23 protein-coding genes and 2 pseudogenes are annotated in these 23,753 nt (G+C 36.7%); 12 read left to right on the forward strand and 13 right to left on the reverse strand.

Going from position 1 to position 23,753, the window contains the following annotated elements; all coding sequences use genetic code 11:
* Nucleotides 1-27: 27 nt before the first annotated feature.
* From FVA72_RS00730 to FVA72_RS00755, 6 genes are all read left to right on the forward strand, one after another.
* Nucleotides 28-2,559 carry an outer membrane usher protein gene (locus tag FVA72_RS00730; protein ID WP_110592738.1) on the forward strand — a complete coding sequence of 844 codons (2,532 nt, stop codon included), beginning with the start codon at nucleotides 28-30 and terminating at the stop codon, nucleotides 2,557-2,559.
* Between the two features lie 13 nt (nucleotides 2,560-2,572).
* Nucleotides 2,573-3,322 carry a fimbria/pilus periplasmic chaperone gene (locus FVA72_RS00735; protein ID WP_110592737.1) on the forward strand — a complete coding sequence of 250 codons (750 nt, stop codon included), beginning with the start codon at nucleotides 2,573-2,575 and terminating at the stop codon, nucleotides 3,320-3,322.
* Nucleotides 3,323-3,330: 8 nt separating this feature from the next.
* Nucleotides 3,331-3,948 (forward strand): fimbrial protein, encoded by a 618-nt coding sequence (locus FVA72_RS00740; protein ID WP_110592736.1) that lies wholly within the window; start codon nucleotides 3,331-3,333, stop codon nucleotides 3,946-3,948.
* Nucleotides 3,949-3,987: 39 nt separating this feature from the next.
* Nucleotides 3,988-4,554, forward strand: coding sequence for a fimbrial protein (locus FVA72_RS00745; protein WP_094960885.1), 567 nt, complete (start codon nucleotides 3,988-3,990; stop codon nucleotides 4,552-4,554).
* 13 nt (nucleotides 4,555-4,567) lie between these two features.
* Nucleotides 4,568-5,569, forward strand: coding sequence for a fimbrial protein (locus FVA72_RS00750; protein WP_228677335.1), 1,002 nt, complete (start codon nucleotides 4,568-4,570; stop codon nucleotides 5,567-5,569).
* Between the two features lie 296 nt (nucleotides 5,570-5,865).
* On the forward strand, nucleotides 5,866-6,405 hold the full coding sequence (locus FVA72_RS00755) for a DUF2058 domain-containing protein (protein ID WP_096863489.1): 540 nt from the start codon (nucleotides 5,866-5,868) through the stop codon (nucleotides 6,403-6,405).
* 32 nt (nucleotides 6,406-6,437) lie between these two features.
* On the opposite strand, the gene FVA72_RS00760 is transcribed toward FVA72_RS00755, so the two are convergent.
* Nucleotides 6,438-7,136, reverse strand: a complete 699-nt coding sequence (locus FVA72_RS00760; protein WP_110592735.1) for an RluA family pseudouridine synthase — start codon at nucleotides 7,134-7,136, stop codon at nucleotides 6,438-6,440.
* Between the two features lie 182 nt (nucleotides 7,137-7,318).
* Between FVA72_RS00760 and FVA72_RS00765 the strand changes: the two genes are divergently transcribed.
* From FVA72_RS00765 to FVA72_RS00780, 4 genes are all read left to right on the forward strand, one after another.
* Nucleotides 7,319-7,801 carry a cold-shock protein gene (locus FVA72_RS00765; protein WP_004263097.1) on the forward strand — a complete coding sequence of 161 codons (483 nt, stop codon included), beginning with the start codon at nucleotides 7,319-7,321 and terminating at the stop codon, nucleotides 7,799-7,801.
* 110 nt (nucleotides 7,802-7,911) lie between these two features.
* A complete protein-coding gene (locus FVA72_RS00770; protein ID WP_094960882.1) occupies nucleotides 7,912-8,652 on the forward strand; it encodes a MurR/RpiR family transcriptional regulator in 741 nt (246 codons plus the stop codon).
* 193 nt (nucleotides 8,653-8,845) lie between these two features.
* On the forward strand, nucleotides 8,846-10,402 hold the full coding sequence (locus FVA72_RS00775; protein WP_110592734.1) for a PTS transporter subunit EIIC: 1,557 nt from the start codon (nucleotides 8,846-8,848) through the stop codon (nucleotides 10,400-10,402).
* A 14-nt stretch (nucleotides 10,403-10,416) separates the two neighbouring features.
* Nucleotides 10,417-11,787, forward strand: a complete 1,371-nt coding sequence (locus FVA72_RS00780; protein WP_110592733.1) for a class-II fumarase/aspartase family protein — start codon at nucleotides 10,417-10,419, stop codon at nucleotides 11,785-11,787.
* A gap of 70 nt (nucleotides 11,788-11,857) precedes the next feature.
* Here the strand turns inward: FVA72_RS00780 and ytfE are convergent.
* Together ytfE and norV are read right to left on the reverse strand one after the other, a co-directional pair.
* A pseudogene (gene ytfE, locus FVA72_RS00785) lies at nucleotides 11,858-12,522 on the reverse strand (iron-sulfur cluster repair protein YtfE).
* A gap of 62 nt (nucleotides 12,523-12,584) precedes the next feature.
* Nucleotides 12,585-13,778, reverse strand: a pseudogene (gene norV / locus FVA72_RS00790) (anaerobic nitric oxide reductase flavorubredoxin); the annotation flags it as partial.
* Between the two features lie 181 nt (nucleotides 13,779-13,959).
* Here norV and norR point away from each other — a divergent pair.
* The gene (gene norR, locus FVA72_RS00795) at nucleotides 13,960-15,474 is read left to right on the forward strand and encodes a nitric oxide reductase transcriptional regulator NorR (RefSeq protein ID WP_110592731.1); all 1,515 of its coding nucleotides are present in this window, start codon (nucleotides 13,960-13,962) and stop codon (nucleotides 15,472-15,474) included.
* 50 nt (nucleotides 15,475-15,524) lie between these two features.
* On the opposite strand, the gene FVA72_RS00800 is transcribed toward norR, so the two are convergent.
* Nucleotides 15,525-17,345 carry an FUSC family protein gene (locus tag FVA72_RS00800; protein WP_004263075.1) on the reverse strand — a complete coding sequence of 607 codons (1,821 nt, stop codon included), beginning with the start codon at nucleotides 17,343-17,345 and terminating at the stop codon, nucleotides 15,525-15,527.
* Nucleotides 17,346-17,453: 108 nt separating this feature from the next.
* On the opposite strand from FVA72_RS00800, the gene FVA72_RS00805 reads away from it, so the two are divergent.
* Nucleotides 17,454-17,915, forward strand: coding sequence for a MarR family winged helix-turn-helix transcriptional regulator (locus FVA72_RS00805; protein WP_004263073.1), 462 nt, complete (start codon nucleotides 17,454-17,456; stop codon nucleotides 17,913-17,915).
* Between the two features lie 117 nt (nucleotides 17,916-18,032).
* On the opposite strand, the gene FVA72_RS00810 is transcribed toward FVA72_RS00805, so the two are convergent.
* From FVA72_RS00810 to FVA72_RS00850, 9 genes are all read right to left on the reverse strand, one after another.
* Nucleotides 18,033-18,479, reverse strand: a complete 447-nt coding sequence (locus tag FVA72_RS00810) for a YbaY family lipoprotein (protein ID WP_004263072.1) — start codon at nucleotides 18,477-18,479, stop codon at nucleotides 18,033-18,035.
* 26 nt (nucleotides 18,480-18,505) lie between these two features.
* Nucleotides 18,506-18,934 carry a winged helix-turn-helix domain-containing protein gene (locus FVA72_RS00815; RefSeq protein WP_036958633.1) on the reverse strand — a complete coding sequence of 143 codons (429 nt, stop codon included), beginning with the start codon at nucleotides 18,932-18,934 and terminating at the stop codon, nucleotides 18,506-18,508.
* A 318-nt stretch (nucleotides 18,935-19,252) separates the two neighbouring features.
* Complete coding sequence (locus FVA72_RS00820) at nucleotides 19,253-19,732, reverse strand: hypothetical protein (protein WP_110592730.1); 480 nt, start codon at nucleotides 19,730-19,732, stop codon at nucleotides 19,253-19,255.
* Nucleotides 19,722-20,372: a hypothetical protein gene (locus FVA72_RS00825; RefSeq protein ID WP_110592729.1), complete on the reverse strand. Its 651-nt coding sequence runs from the start codon at nucleotides 20,370-20,372 to the stop codon at nucleotides 19,722-19,724. Before FVA72_RS00825 ends, FVA72_RS00820 begins: the two co-directional genes overlap by 11 nt.
* Nucleotides 20,344-20,901, reverse strand: a complete 558-nt coding sequence (locus FVA72_RS00830) for a hypothetical protein (protein ID WP_110592728.1) — start codon at nucleotides 20,899-20,901, stop codon at nucleotides 20,344-20,346. Before FVA72_RS00830 ends, FVA72_RS00825 begins: the two co-directional genes overlap by 29 nt.
* Entirely contained in the window at nucleotides 20,885-21,634 is a 750-nt protein-coding gene (sctJ, locus tag FVA72_RS00835; RefSeq protein WP_094960872.1) for a type III secretion system inner membrane ring lipoprotein SctJ, read from the reverse strand. The genes FVA72_RS00830 and sctJ overlap by 17 nt, the downstream gene beginning before the upstream one ends.
* 3 nt (nucleotides 21,635-21,637) lie before the next feature.
* Nucleotides 21,638-21,934: a type III secretion system inner rod subunit SctI gene (gene sctI, locus FVA72_RS00840; protein ID WP_004263051.1), complete on the reverse strand. Its 297-nt coding sequence runs from the start codon at nucleotides 21,932-21,934 to the stop codon at nucleotides 21,638-21,640.
* 53 nt (nucleotides 21,935-21,987) lie between these two features.
* Nucleotides 21,988-22,296: an EscF/YscF/HrpA family type III secretion system needle major subunit gene (locus FVA72_RS00845; RefSeq protein WP_110592727.1), complete on the reverse strand. Its 309-nt coding sequence runs from the start codon at nucleotides 22,294-22,296 to the stop codon at nucleotides 21,988-21,990.
* 47 nt (nucleotides 22,297-22,343) lie between these two features.
* Nucleotides 22,344-23,552, reverse strand: coding sequence for a PrgH/EprH family type III secretion apparatus protein (locus FVA72_RS00850; RefSeq protein WP_110592726.1), 1,209 nt, complete (start codon nucleotides 23,550-23,552; stop codon nucleotides 22,344-22,346).
* Nucleotides 23,553-23,753: the final 201 nt, after the last annotated feature.

The following is a 23,753-nucleotide window of genomic DNA, read 5'->3' on the forward strand; positions in this document are numbered from 1 at the left end:
CTAAGAAATTATATTGGTGTTTTAGGGATGTTTTTTATGTTTTTTAAACAACACAAAATAAATATAATAACGACAACGATAATGATTACATTTGGGTCATTATCCGCTCAGTTATATGCTGCCGATACCATACAATTTAATACGGCATTATTTGATTTAGAAGACAAAAAAAACATTGATGTTAAGCAATTCTCACGTGCAGGCTATATTATGCCTGGTATTTATCCCCTCAAAGTACAAGTAAATAAAGAAACTTTACCCGAGCAACGGTTTTCATTCTATGCGCCAGAAAACGACCCTGAAGATAGCCTCGTTTGTATCACACCAGAACAAGTCCAGCAGCTAGGACTAACAGCCAGTTCGTTGAAGCAAATTACGTGGTGGCATAATAATGAGTGTCTTGATTTACGCAGTTTGCCCGGCTTTCAAGCACGGGGGGATTTATCTGACTCAACGTTGTATCTGAGTATACCTCAAGCCTACCTTGAATATAGAACAGCTAACTGGGATCCGCCTTCTCTGTGGGATGAAGGAATTTCAGGGGTTATTTTAGACTACAATATAAACGCAAGAGCGAATAAGCCTCATGATAATAATAGCAACTATAATGTGACAGCAAATGGTGTCGCAGGTGTGAACCTTGGTGCATGGCGCTTTAGGGGAGATTGGCAGGGGCGTGCTCAACGAGAAACTGGCTCGGATAGTAAAAATGAGCATGACTTTCAATGGAGCCGACTATACGCCTATAAAGCGTTAACCAGCATTAAAGCGAAATTGACCTTGGGCGAGGACTATTTTAACACTGATTTATTCGATAGTTTTCGATTTACAGGTGTTGGCTTACGCTCTGATATCTTAATGTTACCACCTAATTTACGTGGGTATGCACCTGAAATAACGGGTGTTGCGACGACAAATGCGACGGTGATTGTTAGCCAACAAGGGCGGATTATTTATCAAGAACAAGTCGCTGCGGGTCCTTTCCGTATCCAAAATTTAAGTGATGCGACGACGGGAAAACTGGATGTTCGAATCGAAGAGCAGGATGGTTCAGTTCAAGAATATCAGGTTGAAACAGCCAATATCCCTTATTTAACTCGACCAGGTAGTATTCGATATAAATTAGCGATGGGTCGCCCAACGGATATGGATCATCATGTTAATGGAGATACATTTGCGAGTGGTGAAATGTCGTGGGGTGTCACTAATGGTTGGTCATTGCTTGCAGGCTCATTAAATAGTCAAGACTATAATGCATTCAACGTGGGTGTCGGTCGTGACTTATTGGCATTTGGTGCCTTATCTTTCGATATTACGCATTCTATTGCAAATATTCCTAATGATAAAAAACTCACAGGTAATTCTTATCGAATAAACTATTCAAAACGTTTTGATGACTATGATAGCCAAGTACAGTTCGCAGGTTATCGATTCTCAGAACGCAGTTTTATGACTGTAACCGATTTTTTAACGGCTAAAGACTCAGGTGAGCGTCAAGGTAGTAATAAAGAAATGTATGTGATTTCTTTAAATAAAAACTTTAGGGAATCGAGAATTACAGCTTATTTAAACTACTCGCACCAAACCTATTGGGATAAGCCAGAAAGTAATCGCTACAATTTAATGGTGACAAAAACCTTAGATTGGGGAAGCCTGAAGAATATTAATATTTCGTTATCGGCCTATCGCAATAAATATAACGAAACAAATGATGATGGCCTGTATATTTCAGCTTCAATGCCTTGGGGAAATGGTGCAAATATTGGCTATTCATTGCAAGCAACACGGGATGATACCGTTAATCGAGCAACCTATTATGACAAATTGTCAGATAGAACCAATTATCAAGTCAGTGCAGGTTCGACCAACAAAGGTGGAACCGCAAGTACCTATATTACCCATTATGGTGATAATACTAAGTTAACTGCGAATGCCAGCTATATTCATAATAATTACACATCATTTGGGGTAGGGGCACAAGGCGGATTTACCATGACTTTAAATGGTGCGGATGCTCACCGAGTTTCAAATATTGGCGGAACTCGTTTGCTGATCGACACTGATGGTGTGGCTAAAATTCCCGTATCAGACCGAGGGATCCCTATTGCATCAAATGCATTTGGTAAAGTGATTGTCCCTGACTTAAATAGCTACTACCGTAGTAAAGTTAAAGTCGATTTAAATGCATTACCGAATAATGCCGAAGTAACGGATTCTATTGTTCAAGCGACATTAACAGAAGGCGCGATTGGCTATCGCAAATTTAATGTACTGTCTGGTGAAAAGATGATGCTTTCAATGCGTATGTCTGACGGTTCTGCACCGCCATTTGGTGCCCAGATCACGAATCTGAAAGGAAAAGAAACGGGAATAGTTACTGATAATGGATATGCCTATGTTAGTGGTATCAACCCAAATGAAGTCATGATTATTCATTGGGGTGGGGAAGCACAATGTGAAATTAATTTTCCTGAAAACTTAGAAACAATTAACCAAGGATTATTCACTCCTTGTAAACCATTATCAAATAAACGTAATGAAGCAGATAATAATCTGTAAATGAGTGATTGCTATGAAAAAATTAACTAATTTATATATCAGTACTATTTTATTAAGCAGTTTAGTTAGCGGAAGCGCATTCTCGGCAATTGCTTTAGATAGAACCCGAGTTATTTTTAATGGTGATCAAAAAAGCGTTTCAATTACTATTACTAATAAAAATAACCAGCTACCTTATTTGGCCCAAGGGTGGGTTGAAAATATTCAAGGGGTAAAAATTACTTCACCGTTTGCTGTATTACCTCCGGTGCAGAGAGTTGAACCCGAAAAATCAAGCCAAGTCCGTATTGAGGCGCTTCCTGAAATTAGTCAGTTACCTCAGGATAGAGAAAGTGTTTATTACTTTAATTTAAGGGAGATCCCGCCAAAAAGTGATAAACCGAATGTTTTGCAATTAGCGTTACAAAGCAAAATTAAATTATTTTATCGCCCTAAAAGTATCATGCTAAGCGAAACAGAAATGCTGAATAATCCTTGGCAAGAAAAAACACAGCTTATTAAGCAAGGCGACCAATATATCATTAAAAACCCAACCCCCTTTTATATCACGATTATTGGTGCTGCTGAGCGAAAAGATTCACCAGTAAATCAGAGTTTTAAGGCGGTTATGGTTGCACCATTTAGTGAAGAAAAATTAGGGGTTTCAAGTTCTACTGTGGGGGCAAACCCGGTATTGACCTATATAAATGACTATGGCGGTAGGCCGAAACTTCAATTTAAATGTCACGCAAATACATGTCAGGTTGTTCCTGAAAATAAATAGAGAGGAAAATGATGATTAATCAAAAAAGCTTTTCCTTACTCTTTGGATTGTCTCTCATATTTAATTCAGCTGTGATATATGCGGAATCAAATAATGCCTTTTATAACACAACAGGTAATTGGGATGTTGAAGGTGCAAATGGTAAAATTTTCGTTTATGGCTCATTAACGGAGAGTGCATGCCATTTATCGATGGATTCTGCATTTCAATCCGTTGATTTAGGAAATATTGAAACTGCATCATTAAAAACAATTGGCGCCCAAGGCCACAAGATACCGATCAACATCGAGTTATTGGATTGTATCGAAACTCCAACAGTTCTGAGAAACAATAAATCAGGTAATGCTACATGGAGTATTTCTCAGCCAGGTATGAAAATTAGGTTTATCACGCCAGTTGTCCCTTTTAGGCCGAACATAGCGAGAGTTGAAGGTGTGAATGGGCTTGGATTGCAGATAACTAATCCTAAAGGAAAAGAAATTGCTTTTGGTGAGTATAGTGAACCTGAGCTTATTTCTACGGGGCAAAATATTTTAACTTATTATGTAGCTCCCGTAAGAATTGCAGAGAAGTTACAGGCTGGAGCTTATCGAAGTGTTATTTCTTTTCAAATAACGTATGAATAATCTTAATAGATTGTCTGATATAGCATTGAAGGTATTTATATGAATAACTTAAATTTCAATTTTTATAAATTTAAAAAAATAATACTCTCCATGCTATTAAGTTTGTTATTTTTTTCGTTACAGAGTCATGCAAAAAATGGTCAAATTGGTGAAATTAAGATACGAGGCCAGCTTGTCGCTGAAGCTTGTACAGTAAGGCCCGGTGATGAAAATATCATTGTGGACTTTGGTACTATCGTTAATAAGTACCTCTATATTAATCAAAAAACGCCAATTGAAAATTTTAATATTCATTTAGATGACTGTGATAATAGTATCTTTAGAACGGTGACCGTTAAGTTTACAGGAAACGAAAATATCAATTTACCAGGCCTTCTTGCATTAGATTCTGGCAGCATGGCTTCGGGCATCGGAATTGAAATCTTAGAATATAGCGGTAAAAAAATTCCCATTAATAGTACGACGCCTGCATACAATTTAGAGAATGGTACAAATATTTTAAGTTTTAATGCGAATGTGCAAGGGGAACCCGATGCAATAAAAAATAAAAGTATTGCGTTTGGCCATTTTACTGCAACCGCTATTTTTAGTTTAATTTATGATTAAGGTATCAGTAACAATGAAGATATTAATATTACTTCTCGCAACCTTATTATTTTCCCCAACTATTTTTGCGTTCCAGTGTAAAACTAATGGAGGGCAGGAAGTTGGCGGGGGAACACAAAGTATTTATGATGTTCCTCTCGATAATGATATTTTTGCTGTACCAAATCGTATAAATGAATTTGCGGATGTGAGTGATTTTATGACCTGCCGTAATGAAGCCCCCAGTGCTTATGTTGATTATTTAAATGTGACTGGTGCTGACCTTGGTCCAACATTTAAGAATAACCCAGAATTAAAAGCGGGTGTGGTCGTACGTGGCGCTTATTATTTAGCACCATTTAGTGGTAAAGAAATTCAAGTATTTCGTTTAACTACAGCTAGTGAACCTTTACAAATTAAATTATATTTGCAGGTAAATGTTAAACCAACGCCATCAGTCTTGGTAAGAAAAGGCGATTTGCTGATGACATTAGATCTCCATAAATATGCGACATTTGTAAATAGTAATCAGCATATTGACCATGCTTATTTTAAATGGAATTTCTATGCAGGTAATGACGTAGTTGTTGGAACGGGTACGTGTGATATCAATGATAACCAAATCATCATTGTTGATTTTGAAACAGTAAATGCATCGGGTATTTCAACGGTGGGAAGTGCAAGCCGTTTTCAACGTAACGCAGAAATCACTTATAGTTGTGAAGATAATAACCTGACGGCGCCAATAAAGATGATTATTAGCGGAGAAACTTCGACTTTCTCATCTGATGCTTTACTTGTTAGAACAGGAGATATTGGTAGTCAAGGTTCTATTATGTCTGGATTAGGTGTTGAGGTTTATCATCAAGGGCAAAGAGTTTCCCCTATGAATGGGCATTTCGATTCAAAAATAGAAAATGGGCATGGTAGAGATACATTAATGTTCACGCTAGTTAAAAAACCTAATTTATCGCCAAATGAATTGATAGAAGGCCAGTTTAGTTCAGCCGCTACCATTATTATGTCCACTCCGTAGCTATTGAAATAGAGAGGTTTTTATATGGATGAAAGCCTCCATTTTTTCTCGTCAGCTCTCTATGGTTACTGAGCAAATCGTGTTTATAACAAAATCACAATATATCGATGATTTTTTTATAAACATATTTTGGATTAGACAAAATAAGTTAAACACACCAAATTTTGAATTATCATCGCTAGCATCTTTTCTTAAATAACATCACATAATTTCTCTATCAATAAAGCTCAAAACCTATCAGGTCTCAGTCGCTACAGGTATAATCACATAATTATCCGATAGATTTAGAGGCGAAGATGGCGAAACTCACCTTACAAGAGCAAATGCTAAAAGCAGGATTAGTTACTAGTAAGAAAATGGCAAAAGTGCAAAGAACGGCTAAAAAATCACGTGTTCAGGCGCGTGAAGCAAGGGAAGCCGTAGAAGAAAATAAAAAAGCACAGCTTGAGCGTGACAAACAATTGAGTGAGCAGCATAAACAAATGGTGCAATCCAAAGAGTTTAAAGCGCAAGTTAAACAACTTATTGAAATGAATAAAGTTGATATTTCAAAGGGAGATATTAGTTTTAATTTCACAGATAACAACGTTATCAAGCAAGTTGTTGTAGACAAAATAACACAAACGCAACTGATCAGTGGGCGTCTGGCGATTGCACGTTTAACGATTGATAACAGTGATGTTAACGAGTATGTGATTATTCCAGCAAGCGTAGCGGATAAAATAACGCAAAGAGATGCGGATAGTATCGTACTCAACAATGCACTTAGCCAAGAAGAACAGGATGAAGATGACCCGTATGCGGACTTTAAGATCCCTGACGACCTGATGTGGTAATACTCGTCAAATTTTAAGTTGTAGCTTTGGCGTTAAAACGGGCTGGCGCTAAACATTTTAAAGTTCTTCTGACTCGCAGGGTGAACAAAATGCAATTCGCTAGCGTGCAAAAGTAAACGTGGAGTCTGCTCAGTCCCTTGTAATAATCGCCCACCATATAGGTCGCAGCCTAATATAGGGTAACCTAATTTTTGGCAATGGATGCGTAGCTGGTGGGTACGCCCTGTTTCAGGTATTAATTGGACTCGGGTTACTGGGAGCAATGTGCCATTATCTAATGGGTGATACAGACGCTCAATCACTTGGTAGTGGGAGCGGGCTGGTTTGCCATTCACCTCGCAAAGCGACATGCGGGGAAACTGTGCAGGGTCTTTTGCTATTGCCGCATCAATGACCCCCTCATCATTAGCTAAGTGGCCACAAAGTAGAGCTTGGTATATTTTAATGACGGAGCGTTGGCTAAATTGCTGGCTTAGAGCTGCATTGATGGCTTTATTGCGAGCAACCACTATCAACCCAGATGTGCCAAAATCGAGACGGTGAACAAGAGTACAGTCTGGGAATATTTTTACTAATCGGTGATGGACGGAGTCTAAGTTTTGTGGGTTTTTTCCAGAAAGGCTGAGTAGGCCACTTGGCTTATTAATAAGAACCAGATGCTCATCCTGATAGATAATTTCTATCTCATCGTGACAGGGCGGAGCAATAAAGGTGTCGATGATTTCAGTCATTAGCCTTTCCAGCAAAAAATGGTGGTTGATAATAACCAATTTTTAGTAGGTAAGCGAACGCTGTCACTTGCATCACGTAAATTTATCACTCAGACTAAAAGCAAAGCCGTAGTCTGCACACGCATTGTGCTCTATACTGCGTGTTGTAAAAACTGAGTCAATAAAAGATTAATTAGGCGGTAATGGCAATGAATGGAACGATCACAACATGGTTCGAAGATAAAGGTTTTGGATTTATCAAAGATGAGAATGGCGATAATCGTTATTTTCATGTGGTTAAGGTTGCCAACCCAGATTTGATTAAAAAAAATGCCGCAGTTACTTTCGAACCGACGACAAATAATAAAGGGTTATCTGCTTTTGCGGTCAAAGTCATACCTGAAAGTAAATATATTTATATCGCAGGAGAACGGATTAAGATTACATCAATTAAATCCTATCGTGTTTATTCAGTAGAAGTACCTGCAGATACGCGTATCGATAAAGAAAATACCGTGTTATCAATTGGCGCATTAATGAATAGTATCAAACCAAAATCAGATAAACCTGGTCAAATGCGTTCATTGAAAAAATTAGAAATTAGTACGTTACATGGGACATCATTAACATTTTCGGAAGATGAAATTGATATCGATGAGGCTGTGAAACAACTTAAGTTTAAGTGATTTCTTGTCCAGTAAACAGCGCCACTCTTGAGTGCTGTTTACTTGTTTATTACTTTATTCTTATACAATAGAGTCACTTGAAAGCTAGCTAGGCTCATCGGGGAGGGGATATGTTAGATTTCTTAAAAAATTACGATAATTTAACCATTAGCGAAAAAAAAGTCTTAAAATACCTGACTGATAATATTACAGATATCCCTTACTTAAATATTAATGAACTAGTTGCTAAAACCTTTGTTTCTAAAACAGTTATTATTAATTTGTCGCAAAAATTAGGGTTTAGTGGATTTAAAGAACTTAAGTTTCAGATTAATAATTATATTTTAACAAAAAATAAAACTGAAAAAATCACACCTTCGTCTTATAAAAAACAACTCGAAAAAAATATTAATAAAAGTTTTACATTAATTAACGAAGAGCAAATTAGCGATTGCGCTAAAATACTACATAAATCGAGAAATATTTTTATTGTTGCCAGAGGGACAAGTAAAGCTGTTGGCTATTATCTTGAACACTTACTATTTGCGTTAGGTTTACACTGTTTTTTTATTAATGACTACAATTTATCTGACTCTTTCACTCGATTAGTTAGCAAAGATGACACCGTCATTTTTATCTCACTATCAGGGGGAACCAAAAAAATTATTGAAACAGCAAAAATTGTGCAATTAAAAGGGGCAAATATCATTAGTATGACCGCTTTTAATACTAATGAACTAACCACTTATACTGATAACACTTTGTTTTGTTTTGCCGATAATTTTGATACTAAAAGAGATGACACAAAATCCAGAATTGGCTTTTTTATTTTAGTTGATTTACTTATCAATGAATTAGAAAATCTACTTTAAATTTTCTTTTTTATTTTCTAAGAAAACTTCACTCGTCTTTCATTCTTGTCTTTGGTAGATAGTTTTTATTAATATGACCTAGGTCATTAGTTATGACCTAAGATAACTTTTAAAACCGTGACATCATTTCTTTTATAATCCCTCCAAGCTAGTATGCCTTTAATTCTAATAATAGAAGTCATAAGGAAACAGTATGGCCAGAAAAAAGTTTGGTGAATCTATTCAACGCTTTGGGAGAACATTACTCCTTCCGATAGGTGTTTTAGCACCTATTGGTATGATATTGGGTATCAGTGGTGCATTAGTGCAAACTTATATGATTGCACGTTTTCCTTTTCTCGGAAATGAAACTGTTAATGCATTACTTGTCAGCATTCGTTCAATCGCGGGTGTTATTTTTGATAATATTCCCCTACTGTTTGCTATGGGGGTGGCCTATGGTATGAGCCATCGAGATAAGGGGATCGCCGTCTTTGCATCGGTTGTCGGCTACTTATCGCTGATCATCACCATGAATATTTGGCTAGTGCTTACTGGTAAGCTTGCAGACCCTGCAATGATGGGGCAAGTAGGGCAAATTAAAGTTCTTGGTATACAAACTTTAAATATCAGTGCCGCAGGAGGGATTATTACTGGTTTGATTGCCGCTTGGGCGACTGATAAGTTCTATAACCTTGAATTGCCAACCGCATTTGCTTTCTTTTCTGGTAAAAAATCCGTTTCTATTATTATGATCGGTTTAATGATTGGAGTGGGTGCGTTATTACCGTTTATTTGGGAAGTATTAGTCCAAGGTTTGATGAAACTCTCGGCGGTATTTTTAAGTCCTGTAGGGCCATTTTTTACCGCGGGTGGTGAACGTTTATTTATTCCATTTGGTTTACACCATGTATGGAACGTTTTATTTAGATTTACTGAGGCGGGTGGTACTTATGTTATTGACGGAAAAACCTTTGTTGGTGTTGTTCCCGCATTAACTGAGGTGCTATTTAACCAAGGCCCAGATAGTGAATATTGGTCGATGATGCCAAGTTTGACTCGCTTTATGGCGCAGCAACAAATGCTAGTCACACTATTCCTATTCCCTGCAATTGCTCTTGCTATTTACAAAACATCGAAGAAAGAAAACCGCGCAGAAGTGAAATCCATGCTGGTTACTATGGTATTAACAGCCATGCTTGGTAACGTCACGGAGCCACTCGAATTTACCTTCGTATTTATTGCACCATTATTGTACTTAATTTACGCCATTATTGTCGGTATCGGTGCGGTGTTGCTTTCATTGGCTGAGGTCGGTATCGGTTATATTCGTGGAACCGTCTTTGATTTTACTATTTTTGGTCTACTGTACGAACACACTAACTGGATCTTCTTGGTTATTATCGGTAGCTGTTTAGCCGTCGTCACTTACTTTATTTTCTACTGGGCAATTATTAAATTTGATATTAAAACTCCTGGTCGTGAAGAATCGAGTAATCTGAAAAATACCTTAATTAAAGAAAAACGATATGGCGAAATCGCAGAAATTTTAATCCAAGCATTAGGTGGAAAACAAAATATTCGTAACGTAGATAACTGTATTACTCGTATGCGTATTGATGTTGGAGAAGTGAACCAAATAGATAAAGATTTAATGTTGGAATCAGGATGTACCGCATTCTTCTTTCCATCGGCAAACCACGTCCATGTCGTGTATGGACCAAAGGTTGAGTTTGTTCGCAATGCTGTTGATGAAGCAATGAAGAAATAAAGAAAGGATACGAAATGAGAGCATTATACGATTCTAAAAGTAAAACTATTGATGACCGTGGAATTAAAGACTTATTGTCTGATGAAGCAAAATATTCTACTTGGTTAATGTTTGAATCCATGCTGGCCCAAGCTCAAGCGGAACTGGGATTTATTCCACAATCAGCGGCAGATGAAATTAAAGAAAAGGCTGTTATCGAAAATATCGATTTTGAAGAAATGAGCCGTATTTACCAAAAAATAGGCCATGGCTTTGTACCTTTCTTGAAAGTTTTAGTGAATGCTTGCTCTGAGGAAAGTGGTAAATATATCCATTATGGAATTACCACGCAAAATATTCAGCAAAGTTCACAGCTCTATATGATGAAAACCGTACATTATAAATTTATGTTGTTACTCGGTGAAATCATCGAAAACTTAGCCGATTTGGCCGAAAGAACCAAACATATGGTGATGCCGGGAAGAACTCATGGGCGTCATGCGATCCCTATCACCTATGGCTATAAAGTTTCGGTGTGGATCAGCGATTTTATTGATTGCTACCAACGTATGAAAGAGTGTGAAAAACGGGTTTTCACTATCATGATGGGTGGTGCTGTTGGTGCATTTAACTCAATGCCTGATGTTGGTATAGCGGTACAAAAACGTGTCGCTGAGCTGGTGGGTATGGAAGCCATGGAAGTACCATCCAGAAACTTAAGTACGCATAAGCTTGAATATATGGCAAATTTAGCGTTAATGGCCAATATTTGTCATAAAATCGGTGAAGAAGTTTATAGCACAACGTTAGAAGAAATTGCAGAGGTTTCAGAAGGCTTTACTAAAGGAACAGTGGGCAGTAGTACTATGCCGCATAAAATAAACCCAAAACTTGCTAAGGGAATTATTGCTAACTCACAGAAATTATATTCTTTACCGAGTGTTGGTATGTATTCTGCGGTAAGGCCTTATGAAGGTGATAGTAGCTCTTATATGTTATTTGATGGGTTAATTGAAGAAGCTTTGGAATTAACCACGGAAATTTTACTAAGAACTGAAGAGCTTTCTAGGACGATTGTGCCACATGAAGAGAGAATGCTTCATAATGTTTTGAGAAACAAAGGGCTGGATAATACTGAGTATGTCATGATGAAGATGGCGGAAAAATTAGGCAAAGATAAAGCTCACTCCCTTCTGTATGAAGAAGCAATTAAAACTGCGGCGGATGGGGAAGATTTTTATACTAATTTGACCAAAAATAGTGTGATATCAGCAGCATTCAGTAATGAAGAAATTAAAGCAATGCTTGACCCGAGATCTTATATCGGGTTATCTGTTGAAATTGCAGAAAAAGAAGCAAAACGTGGATTAGTCGTTTCGCAAGAAATTAAGCAACAGTACAAATAGGTATTTTTAGTATCTACTAAAAATGTTTAAAACAAGGGGCCGTCTATTATATCGATAGCCCCTTACTTATTTATTCGCCAGCGAGTGCTCTTGGGAATAATAAGTTATTTTCTAGGTTAATGTGATTCATTAAATCATCAATCAGTTCATTGATACCATTATACAACACACGCCAGGTAGTACAGGCTTCTGGTGGCGGTGTGACATTATTGGTAATACCTTTAATTGCTTCTAAGATATCACCAGCATCATCATGTTCTTGTTCCATGACACTAATTGGACCTGCTGCGCGTTTCTGCCCATTCCGTTTTTTATCATAGGGAATAAAACGCGTTCTTCTTTCATCATATGGCTAGCTAGTTCTTCCAGTAATGCTTCTAAGTATTTTGATAAACCTTTTGGCACGCTTGGCTTATTTATATGAACGCGTTCAACTTTTTGTGCCTGTAGTATTAGTTCAGGTAATTGTTCTCTGTGCCTATCATGATAGCGAACAATGATAAAATCGATAATCTCACTGAGTGGGGCTTTGCGCCAATCCTGTTCTAACGTTTCTGTGGCTAATTTAGCTAATTGGCTTTCTAATAGCTCAATATCTAACTTTAATTTTTCTGCGCTGCGACTCAGCGTCTGTTTGCCACCACAACAGTAATCCATATTATATTGGCGAAATAAAGAAGAAGCTCTAGGAATGGATAATGCGAGCTGTCCGAGTGTTTTATCTCTAAATTGCATATGAGGTATCCTTTAAAAAATCATAAAATTCTGATGCTACTTTGTTATTTAATTTATGCAGGTAATGCCCATTGGCGAGCAATATTACGCCCATATTCACGGCAGTCATCTAATGTTTTTGTGTCTGGTTTCCATTTTGCTTTTAAAGATAATGCGGTATCAAAACCGGCATCCATCAAACGTGTTTGAACACGGTCAACGGCGCCGCCATTCCAACCAAAACTACCGAAAGCAGCGGCTTTTTTATTTAAAAAACGTAAGCCTGTAATTTCTTCAAGCATACCTGCTATTTTAGGCATCATGACATTATTCATGGTTGAGGTACCGACCAGTGCCGCTTTGGAGCGAAAAACATGAGTAATAATGTCGTTTTTATCACTGCGTGCAACGTTAAATATTTTAACCGCGACATTAGGGTCGGCTTCATTGATGCCTTGAGCGATTGCATCCGCCATTAAACGAGTATTATTTGACATGGTATCGTAGAAAATAGTGATACGATCTTCTTGATAATCTGCTGCCCATTTCAAATACAATTCAATGATTTGATTTGGATTATCACGCCATACTACTCCGTGAGATGTCGCTATCATATCGACAGGTAGATTAAAGCCTAAAATTTCATTTATTTTTGGCGTCACTAAGCGGCTAAATGGGGTAAGAATATTGGCGTAGTAACGCTGGCACTGTTCGAATAATTCATTTTGGTCGACTTCGTCATTAAATAATCGCTCATCACAATAGTGCTGCCCGAAAGCATCATTACTAAAAAGTACGGCATCTTCAGTAAAATAAGTCATCATGCTGTCAGGCCAATGTAGCATTGGAGTCTCAATGAAAATCAATTGTTTATTGTTACCTATATTGAGCGTGTCACCTGTTTTAACGATTTTGAAATTCCATTCAGGATGATGGTGATGACCATTTATTGAATCAATGGCATTGGCTGTGCAATAGATCGGGGTATTAGGAATAAAGCTCATTAATTCGGTTAATGCACCTGCGTGATCTTCTTCTGCATGGTTAATGACGATGTAGTCAATATCATTTAAATCAATTTGCGAGCGCAAATTTTGAACAAACTCACGGCCAAATTTATGATCGACAGTATCAATAAGAACATTTTTTTCTTCGCGGATTAAATAGCTATTATAACTACTTCCCTTTAATGTTTTGTATTCGGTTCCATGAAAATCACGTACTTCCCAATCACGCTGACCTACCCAATGGATGTTATTTTTTACATGAATCGCCATATTAATTTTGTCCTGTAGCTTTTAGAGTATAAGAAGACATAATCAATATTCATGCCAATATTTAACATTTTGATTTTTAACTAAATTAAAATAATTTGTTTTAGTTTATAGTCAAAATGACTATGTTAAGTGTTGTCATTATGACTATAATTGTTGTCAAATTGACAATGGGGAATGAATCATGGGTTTTTCTGTCGAGGCACTGGCAAAGATTGCAATCGAATTACAAAGTGGTATGGAGCATTCAGATCGATTTCAGCGTTTGATTACCACGTTAAGGCAATCATTAAGGTGTGATGCATGTGCGTTATTACGTTATGAATCAGGCCAATTTATTCCTTTAGCAATCGATGGGTTAATGGCTGATGTTTTAGGTCGTCGATTCTTTTTGTCAGGGCACCCTCGGCTAGAAGCAATTGCAAGAGCCGGTGATGTAGTTCGTTTTCCTGCTGATAGCCAGCTCCCTGACCCATATGATGGGTTAATTCCTCATCATCAACACCTAAAAGTTCATGCTTGTGTCGGCTTACCCTTGTATGCGGGGCAAAATCTTATTGGTGCATTAACATTAGATGGTATGGAACCTGATCAATTCGATGCATTTAGCAATGAGTCACTGAGGTTAATTGCCGCGTTAGCTGCGGGAGCACTAAATAATGCATTACTTATTGAACAGCTTGAAAAGCAAAATATATTACCGAATAAACCCATAATATTTAAACCTTCTGGAGAAACCGAGATTATTGGTTTATCTCTTCGTATGCAACAATTAAAAAAGGAAATTGATATTGTTGCCGCGTCTGAATTAAATGTTCTGGTCGGCGGAGAAACGGGAACAGGAAAAGAGCTAGTCGTTAAATCTATCCATGAAAAATCCCTTCGAGCAGATCACCCTCTTATTTATTTAAACTGTGCTGCACTGCCTGAGAGTGTGGCGGAAAGTGAATTATTCGGTCATGTTAAAGGTGCCTTTACTGGGGCAATTAGCCACCGTAGTGGTAAATTCGAAATGGCGGATAATGGTACCTTATTTTTAGATGAAATAGGGGAGCTTTCATTAGCGTTACAGGCTAAATTACTGCGAGTATTGCAATATGGCGATATTCAACGTGTTGGTGATGACCGTAGTTTACGCGTTAATGTTCGTATATTGGCGGCAACTAACCGTGATCTACGCGAAGAAGTGTTAGAAGGTCGGTTTAGGGCCGATTTATTTCATCGTTTAAGTGTATTTCCGCTATTTGTTCCCCCATTAAAGGAACGTGGCGAAGATATTATTTTATTAGCGGGGTTCTTCTGTGAACAATATCGCCAGCGTTTTGGCTTATCCAGTGTGGTACTGAGTCCTTCATTACAACGGTATTTACTCAATTATTCATGGCCAGGTAATGTACGTGAATTGGAACATGCGATTCATCGTGCCGTTGTTCTTGCTCGAGCTTCAAGTGATACTGATGAAATTATCTTACAGCCTCAATATTTTACCTTTGATAATAATAAGTATGAGTTTACAGAAACATCACAGAAAGTCTTACTACTAACTAAAAATTTACGTGAGGTAACGGATGATTTTCAGCGTAAAGTCATTTCACAAGTATTAGAACAAAGCCATTATAATTGGTCTGCATGTGCCAGAGAATTGTCTGTCGATATCGCTAATTTACATCGATTAGCTAAACGACTAGGTCTGAAATAAAGTATTAATGCCTGTTTTAGCCGGGGTACTTATAAGAACTTATTTTATTATTAGCAATATTCTTTTTCCATATAGTGTTTTACATATTTCTTAAGCTGTTCAAGTTCTTTATTATCATTTTCGTTACGCTGTAAATGCTGAAATAGTGTGGAAATTTTCTTTAAGTCAAAGCGATTTTGTTGAATGCGTTTTTCAAGCGCAATAAGGGCTCTTTTCTTTGATGCGTGGTGCGCAAATTGCTTATGCAAAATAAGTAGATACAACCAAATACTTTGTCGAGTTATAAAAAAATCAAATATAGGCGGGTGAGGAAGATTTGCTTTTTTTGCTAGCAATAATCCACTAAATAAACGGTGCATGAATTGGGATGTGGAAGGCTTATTGCCCTGAATTAGAGCCGTTACTCCTTGTTTAAATTGCTGCTCAGAGAGATAGATTAATTGCTGGTAACGCTTGGTCGGGTTGGTTGGATAAATCCATGCGAAAGCAGCCATTGCAACTAATGGGCCTGAAACTATCGCAATGGCATTACCGATACTTTGAGGGAGTGAAAGAGAAAAAGGATAGCTCGGTTGGAGCAAAATTAAAGAAACCATAATGTAATCAAAAGCAATTAAAATTAGGCGGTTATGGGAAAAAATGATAACGCCACTAATAATCACTGGAATAATGAAAAAGGTCATCTGCCATGATGAAGAGGCAAAAGGCCATAAGTACCATGTGCAGATTAACGCTGTAATAGCGCCAAACAATTGCCCAGTAAAAATATTTTTCATAAACCTAGCGGGGTAATCGAGGGATGCGAATAGAGCCAACATCACTGAAAGACCGAGAGTAAGATAAGCCAGTACTTGCCACTGTGTCCACAACCATAACAAACCAACTGCAGCGATAGTCATAAAAGAACGAGCAAAGGCGTGCCACGCTGAAATTTTATCTTGATGAAGCTTCAGTTTATCCACTTTTTCAAAGTGTTTCGCTGATTTACCAAAAATAGCATAGTAAAGTGGGATCAATAGTGTTTTCAGTACTCCAGCGGGGCATAATGATAAAATATGTTTCCATTGAGTCTCAGTTGGCTCTAGTGCAGGAAAATAAAAAGGTGCAATAGATTGATATTTATCTAAGTGTAATAATATTTGGCTTTGAAACATGAGTTTTTGACGCGCTTTAGCAACTTGTTTGCGGTGATAACGCCAGCCAATACGATGAGTCTCTAAAATTTCGTCATAGCTAGCCATGGTTTGCCAAAGATAGTCGATATCGTGTTGCTTAATTGGGTGCTTTTTCTCAAGTGAGTCATGTAGTATTTGGAAGAATAGTGTATCAATTTGATTTTTAAGGGTAATGATATTATCTTGTTCACGCTTAGGGGTAAAAAGGAAATTGAATACTACCGCTGAAAGCACGCCAACCAAAATGGTCCATAGCCGATCCCAAGCGACTATAAATAAGTTATCAGTAATATGAACGCTCAACATACTCACCATCACGGCGGAGTAACCTGCTAAAAATGTGCCATAAGCGACAAAGCCCTTTTGTAATTGGCCGATACCACTGCAAATGCCTAACCAACTCGCTAGCCCAATAATGAAAAGTAACGGGTGAATAAGGTGAAGCTGAATTAAGACGACACCGGCAAGCACACCACAAACTGTTCCAGCAAAACGCCACCAACTTTTTTCCAGTAAATTTTCGCGCCAAGGTTGCGCTGAAGCCCAGACGGTCATGGCTGCCCATTGGGGGTGAACTAACTCTAAATATTGAGCAATAAAGAGCGCAGCAATTGATGCACAAGCGGTAATGGCGGCAAAACGAAAGCGTGCTGGGTTGAATCCCAATGAATTCAGTAAAGTTATTATTTTTGACATAGAATATGAGTAAATTTGGGGTGTTAAAAAAGTATTTAGTTGATAATATCAACTAAAATCAGCGTGATTATTAACTAATTGGTTGATAAAATCAACTAAAGAGGGATTATGCGTACAGAACAGGCTCGAGTATTTGGAGTGATTAGTCGAGCAGCTCACCATTATATGAAATGGATGGGAGAGCCTTATGGTATCAATGCAATTGAGTGTTTGATGATTTTACATATTCATCAATATGATGCATCAACCCTAGAGCAGATTACGAAAGCGATGGTTGTGGATAAATCAGTGACGACTCGAGGTGTGAGCAAATTTTTAGCTAAGGGGTGGGTTGCTAAAACGAATAGCTTAGTCGATAAACGGGTTTATCATGTTTCGTTGACAGCGCTCGGCAAAACGATTGTGAATGAGTTAAATTTTAAACTAGATAAATGGAATGATTATTTAGCGGCGGATTTGCCAGAACAAGAGGCTGATCAGCTATTTAGTGCACTAGAAAGCTTAGCGAAACGAGCTATTGAAAGCTCGGCGGCAGATTTTCCGAGTTTATTAGAAAAACCAAATGAGTGAGGCTCAATAACCAACCTAGCAATGTTATGTATTTAGGACTGGTTTGAGAGCGGGTTATGTAATTCTTCATTAAGAGGAGGAGAATTCTTTAAATTTATTTTGGCGAAATGAACGTTGTTATTGCGAAATAGCGGTCATAGGAAGTAATACTACTTCAGACATATTCTCAGGTATTGGGCTTAGTTTATTACTCATCATGATTAATTCGCCATCTTTTTCAATTCTTGCACTCATTCCTAAGGTATACCGTTTGGATTGAAATTCTTCAGGAAGAGCGACTGTAAATGCGATACTACGTCCTGCACTTTTTGTTTTTAAACTGTAATCCAGATTAGACTTTGCGTTGTTTTCATTTTGTTGTATTGAGGTCAATGAGAGTGTAATTGTGGAATTTTCGGGAATATCATAAGAGTGCGAATAAATATTACCATTAATATTATAAGCGGGAGTATGAGTAAAATAACTCATTAAAGTACTATTACAAGCAGATAGCATGAAGGTTATAAAAAGTATAAATAATAAAAAAAAGTATTTCTTTGAAAAATTTGGGTTAATATTTAGCATTAAATTTTCTCTTTGATGAAATCTGGTTATAGTGATGAACGAATAAACATTCTCTGAAGAAAATATCGTATATAGGTGTAAAGGCTTTTTTTTGTGTCATATTTTGAGAGTGTTGGCATTTCTGATTTCTCTCCTGTATATAAAATACCAATTCGAGGTAAGGTCATAATTAAATTTTCATCGAGATCGACTTTTTTAAAGGATTGTCGTAATTGCCTGACTAGCTTGTAATAACTACTTTCAGTTACGATAGTGCCTCTTTTTTCCCAAATTTCATACATAACTTCTCTTTTACTATTTGTTTTTATTAATAATAATTTAAGCAGACATGATTCATTTTCGGAAAGATTAACGACATTTTTTTCACGGGAAAGTGTGCGTTTGAGTGGGTCATAGACGACATTCCCAGATAAGAGGATCATTGATTCTTTTTCATTATAGTCAATGTTATCCATAAGGTTTTGTACTGTAGGTAAATCGGTCATAATTTATATCTGTCCTGATCATTTATGAATATATTTCAATACAAAAAACGAGACTAGATAAGATGTTATAAAAAATAAAATCGCTTTTTGATATTGAACTAATGTGTTTTGATAAAGTGAATTTAAACGATATTCAGAGGTTGTATATATCAATTTTTATTTAAATTTTTTATGTTTTTTATATTTTTATAAATAAATAGGCTTAGGGTATTAAAAAAATACACTAAACCTATAAATATTAGTCGATAGATAATAAATTCAAGATGAGGGTAATAGAGGAAATTAATGCTAAATTACTAGTTCATCATCCTCATCGTCGCTACCCTCTAAATTAATATTAGTCATATTATGACGAAGTTGGTTGCTAAGAGGGGCGCTCATCAAACTGATAGACATATAATGGTTGAGTGAACGATTAAATTTTTTATTTAGTGATACTAGCTCTGGGTCATTCGATGATTGTAATGCTTGGCTAACACCGGCGATAAAGTTTTGTTTTTCATCTTTACCCAATGCAATCATAGTTTTAAATACATGAGAGAAGAATATTTTGTCATCTCCCTTTGATTTAAGCTCATCAATAAAGTTGTTAACTTTATTTTTTTCTATAGGGGATAAATCTATTTTTTCGCTGTATTGATACTTATTTGTGGTCTCCATATTTTTCTCCTGCCATATTGAGGTCATTTTACTTTGAATATTTTCTGCATGAATTTGAGAACCGTTATATTGAGGATTGATAACCTTAGTTTGTAGATTAGTCTGCATATTTGTGTTCTTCCGGTATTGAATTTATTGTTGTTATCAAGTTTTGATAGGCATTTTTATGCATTTTTAAAATTTGGCATTGTGTCGGAACAGAAAATACATGAGGAAAAATATTTTTAGAGGCAATGATAGGGGAAAAGTAGGTGATTCTATTATCGACTTCTAAGGCAATTGTATTATCAGCCGTGGTTGAAAACTTCATATCAGAACCACCTATCGTAATACGAGTTTGCATTTTTTCAGGTAAGTGTAATGTTGTATTGGTTGTTTTTGCACATTGCCTCTCAAAATAGGTTGCAACCGTCTCTTGTAGATGGTTATCACCAAAAATATCATTCAATATTTTCATCAGCTGTTCTTTGCTTTGACTGATATTTTCTTGGTATTGAATTTCACTGGTTTCTACCGCATGAATAAAATCAGTTAATAATTGTTTAATTCCATCGTTATAGCCTTGTTGATAAGCGGTTTGGTAGATAGCTTCTTGCTGTTGTTTTGCTTGTTTGTATAGCTCACTCGCCTTTTTTTGAGCATGTTGAGTGATAATTGTGTGGTATCTATCGGCACTCAATGCTTGGTATTTGATCAAAACTTTTTCAGACATCGTCTGTTTAACATTTGGGGGTGTTTTCTCTGACATATCGACATGTTTCTTCAATAGTATTCCAAGGTAGCATCGTTTTTACGGATGACGGTATAAGTTGCTGAGTTTCAAGACTGAACATATATTTTGCCCGAAGGGTGTAAGTGGTGCCAAAGGGAGCTAAACACATTAATAACTGTTGTGCTCCAAGGGCAGTTAGTACCTGTGGTGACGTCGTGGGTTGATTTTCCGACTGCCAAAGTGAGCGGCTTAAGCGTGTATGTAATACACGGTATTTGGAAAGTTCAACCCACCAAGGGAGTGGTTCGGCGTGTAGCAGAACCCCTAAGCCTAACGCTACCTCCGGTAGTAAAGCCCAATGTTCAGATAATACTTTTGGCAATAAGGGAGTTTTCTCATTGGGTAAAGGCAATGAGTATTGATGAATCAATTGCTGATTGTGTTTACGTTGCAGTAAAGGTGGAAAGTCGTTATATCCGACCCCATTAAATTCACTATGGAAATAGCAACCTGGCGCGAGTAAAATATTTCCTTGTTCAATTAGTAGGTTAGTCAGCGTTGCCATCAACAGGTTTCTCCATCAGATGAGTTGCTGATTTTTTGTTACTTAGCTGGCGCCACAGTAATAGTAAAATAGTAAATAGAATGATAATTGCTGCGATAATTGAGCTGATTATAATTGGATTGAATGTATTTTCTGGTTCAGATTTAATTTGGTATTGTAATGGTGGCCGGTTGACGACGACGACTGAGACATTATCGTAATTTGCTTCAGCAAAACTGTTCGTTAGAAACAGTTTAATTTTATGCATCATCATCTGAGGATCTTCACTTCCGGAATAAGTAACTAAGCTAGACACATTTTGTATTTGCTTGGTCGGATTATTGCCATTTAATGGGTAGCTGACATGCACTCGAGCATTAATAATGTCGGGGATGGTGAGCAGTGATTGTTCAAGCCGTTGTTCGATTAAAGAAAGTAAACGGGTACGTTCTGCTTGTGGTGATGCCACCAAAGAATCTCCAGGAAATGCTTGAATAATTTCTATTGGCTCTTTTGATGGTAAGTTATATTGGCGCAATAAATCTACCGCGATAACAAAATCACTAGGTTGAACACGAATGGAATCCCCGTTTTTATTATCTTGTTTACGCGTAGCCTCAACACCATGCTCTTGCAGTATGGCCAACACTTCATTACTTTGCCTTTGGCTTAACTGACTGAGTAATAATTGGTTATCACAGCCCGCTAAGAAGCTAATAAATCCAATCAAGATAAACTTCTTTAAAATATTCATGGTTTACTGTGCTTTTAAGACGGCATCAATTGCAGAGACGCTTTTATGTGTCAATGTGCTAATCATATTCATTGTCAGGCTATAATTGCCGACACGATTTTGAAATTGCAGTAGTTGGGTTGGGTTACTTGGGTCAATATTATTGACATTCTCAGTTAAGGCTTTCCGTTCTTGACTGACGGTTGCTGTGTATTCAGCAAATAGCTTTTTGACCTTGTCTTCAATCGGAAGAGATGGTGAGAGAACTGATGTGGTCTCTGTTGGGGCAGTGAGTAGTAAATGTGGTGTAATAGCTAACATAAATAATTATCCTAAATAAAATAGAGCATTATAATTAATAATGCTCTTTAAAATTAAACGTTACGAATAATGGCTTGGTCAGTATCTTTAATGGATTTCATAAAATTACTCTGCAATTGGCGTGCCATATTATAGTTACCACTCATAGCGGTGATTTTTGCCAACACTAGTGGGTTATCGACTTCTAAATTGGTGCTAGCAAGTAAGGTGTTTAATTCATCGCCAAATTTTGTAGCTTTAGCACTAATACTTGCCGAGGTACGATAGATCATACCCAGATTATTTTGACCTGTTCCCTCGGTTTCTAATTTAGAGCTGCCCCAACGGCCACTAGTATCTAAACCTAGAATTACATCTGACATTTTATTTCCTCTTTATTTTTAAAATCATATTAATTAAATTTTTTAAGTTAAAAACTGATTGAATTAAAAAACCAATGGTTATTACCTAATAGAATATAACCATTTGCATTGGTGACAAATGATTTTCCTTCGAGCTTGTTATTTGCAAGGGAAATAGAAAATTGAATGTGATTTTCTCCCCATTTTTTGTAAAATAAATTTGTGAAATTAATTAGTGAAGCCGTCTGGTCGTCATTTAAGCTGTCTTTTATTATAAATATGACTTTATTATCTTTAGTGATTTTACGCCATTGAACATTACTTTCTGTTAATCCTAACTCTGCTTTTTGTAATAATTCACCAAGGTTAACCTGTTTTATATCACTCTTAATATAACAACTGAAATAGCTAGATAATATTTTGTCTATTTTATTGTTTACATTAATGGATGTTTTGTCATCTATCGCTGTTATTTTTGGGTTACATGGATTACTAAGCTCTATCTTTAATGTATCTGGAAATACGTCAATAATCTTATTTTCAATTTCATTTTCGAGTTTATTTATTATTTTAATTGAAAACTTTTCATTATATTTAGCTTTGACTAGGCGTTGCATACTCCAGTCGGCATCTCTTTGGGTTTTAACTAAAATGAGGCTTTCGTCATTTGCACTTTGAGTTACAGTAATAGGGTCGTGGTTGCCTTGAAGTATGCGCTCTAGTGTTTTTACTTTTTTGTCAGCACTTTGTTCTGGAATATACTGGAAAGTAACGTAAGTAATAAATATTGAAAATAAAGTAAAGAAAAAGACCAGCATAGTTTGTTTATTAAAAATACTTGGTTTTTCCTTGGTTGACTTTTTTATTTTAGCTTTAAAGGCAGGTAACGGGTTTTCCATTTCCGAGCTCAATGCGTCTTCAAACGTTTGGGCGCTTTGCCAATCAGTATCTTGCATTTTTATTGCGATAGGAAATATATCAGCCAAAAGCAATTGCTGAAGAACGATAGGAATTTCAGTACTTAGTCCACTATCATTTAGTCGAATTGCCAAACCACTTTCAGTTGATTGACTTGCCGTAACAATTGAAAACTCACATGCAATACCATTACTAGGGATCTGGTAAGTTGTAAACCCATCATCATTGATGTCAGTTTTGTAATCTAAGCCGTTACTAATGATAATAAGATTATTATCTGTATTAACCATTAACTCTTGGCTGGTCATAGGACCACTAGCAATTTTTATTATGCATGTTTGGCTATTTGTGTTACTCATAAAAATAATCTCATGGAATTAATTTCATTTTAGTTATGTATTTATTGGGTCTCGTTATTGGCAGCAAGTAAAACAAGAAATATTTTTTCTGTCAGTTGAATTGTTCTTATTCATTTTTACTTTTAATTTGGAATGGAAAGTGTGAAGGATTCCAGAGTATTCCCTTGAGGATTTTTCATCTATCGCTCATTCTGTATACAC

Source organism: Providencia sp. PROV061 (assembly GCF_011045655.1).
Classification (GTDB): domain Bacteria; phylum Pseudomonadota; class Gammaproteobacteria; order Enterobacterales; family Enterobacteriaceae; genus Providencia; species Providencia hangzhouensis.